Origin of the sequence: Paracoccus sp. (in: a-proteobacteria), from assembly GCF_030536915.1 — a bacterium.
Taxonomy (GTDB): Bacteria; Pseudomonadota; Alphaproteobacteria; order Rhodobacterales; family Rhodobacteraceae; genus Paracoccus.
Map to the genome: position 1 here is coordinate 3,719 of NZ_JAUNPC010000133.1, position 1,224 is coordinate 4,942.

The following is a 1,224-nucleotide window of genomic DNA, read 5'->3' on the forward strand; positions in this document are numbered from 1 at the left end:
CCGTCCACGACGAAGCGGTTGTGCACGATCTCGTGGCGCACATAGACCGGCGCGCCCCATTTCTGCAGCGCGAGTTCCACGATCTGCACGGCGCGGTCCACGCCCGCGCAGAATCCGCGCGGCGCGGCAAGGTAAAGGGTCAGGGGCGGCTTGGTATCCATGCGGGCAGGAATACAGCGGCCGGGGCGCAAGGTCCATGGCGCGTCCTTGACCTCGGCCGCCCCCGTGGGGCAACTGTCCCCGCCGGACAGCCGCGAGAGAACCCATGCAGCGCAGCGGATTGCTGATCATCATTTCGTCGCCCTCGGGCGCGGGCAAGTCCACGCTTGCCCGCCGGCTGATGGAATGGGACCCGTCCTTGCGCTTTTCCGTATCCGCCACCACCCGCAGCCCGCGTCCCGGCGAGATCGAGGGGCAGCACTATTACTTCATGGACCGTGCGGCCTTTGACGAGATGGTGGCGCGGGACCAGATGCTTGAACATGCCGAGGTCTTCGGCAACTGCTACGGCACCCCGCGCGCGCCGGTGGAACTGGCGATGGCCGAGGGGCGGGACACGATCTTCGACGTGGACTGGCAGGGCGGACAGCAGATCCGGGCATCCAGCCTCGGCTCGCAGGTCGTCTCGATCTTCATCCTGCCACCCAGCCTGCCGGAACTGGAACGCCGCCTGCGCGGGCGCAACCAGGACAGCGACGAGGTGATCGCGCGGCGGATGCTGAAAAGCCGCGACGAGATCAGCCACTGGGCCGAATACGACTATGTTCTGGTCAACGACGACATCGAGGCGGCCGAATCCGACCTGCGCGCGATCCTGACGGCCGAGCGGCTGCGGCGCGAGCGGCGCCCGGCCCTGGCCACATTCGTGCGAAAGCTGATGGAGGAAGCGGCATGATCTGGGAACTGGACGGGGTGGCCCCCGAACTGGGGCAGGGCGCATGGGTCGCGCCCGATGCGCAGGTGATCGGCCGCGTCGTGCTGGAAGACGAGGCGAGCGTCTGGTGGGGCGCGGTCCTGCGCGGCGACAACGAGGAAATCCGCATCGGCCGCGGGTCCAACGTGCAGGACGGCTGCGTCTTCCACACCGACCCCGGCCTGCCGCTGCGGATCGGCGCGGATGTGACCGTCGGCCACAAGGCGATCCTGCATGGTTGCACCGTTCATGACGGCGCGCTGATCGGGATGGGCGCGTCGTCGATCTCGCGCTTTCCGCCGGGCTATGCG

General features: G+C 68.3%; 1 protein-coding gene and 2 pseudogenes. 2 read left to right on the forward strand and 1 reads right to left on the reverse strand.

Going from position 1 to position 1,224, the window contains the following annotated elements; all coding sequences use genetic code 11:
* Positions 1–161 (reverse strand): annotated as a pseudogene (gene ispH, locus Q4F04_RS14580) (4-hydroxy-3-methylbut-2-enyl diphosphate reductase); the annotation flags it as partial.
* Between the two features lie 104 nt (positions 162–265).
* Between ispH and gmk the strand changes: the two are divergent.
* Positions 266–895, forward strand: coding sequence for a guanylate kinase (gene gmk / locus Q4F04_RS14585; protein ID WP_303370526.1), 630 nt, complete (start codon positions 266–268; stop codon positions 893–895).
* Positions 892–1,224: pseudogene (locus Q4F04_RS14590) on the forward strand (gamma carbonic anhydrase family protein); the annotation flags it as partial. The gene gmk and the pseudogene Q4F04_RS14590, both read left to right, overlap by 4 nt.

Excerpts from the sequence above, each read along its gene's own strand:
- gmk (WP_303370526.1), top strand. The coding sequence starts at position 266 with ATGCAGCGCAGCGGATTGCTGATCATCATTTCGTCGCCCTCGGGCGCG.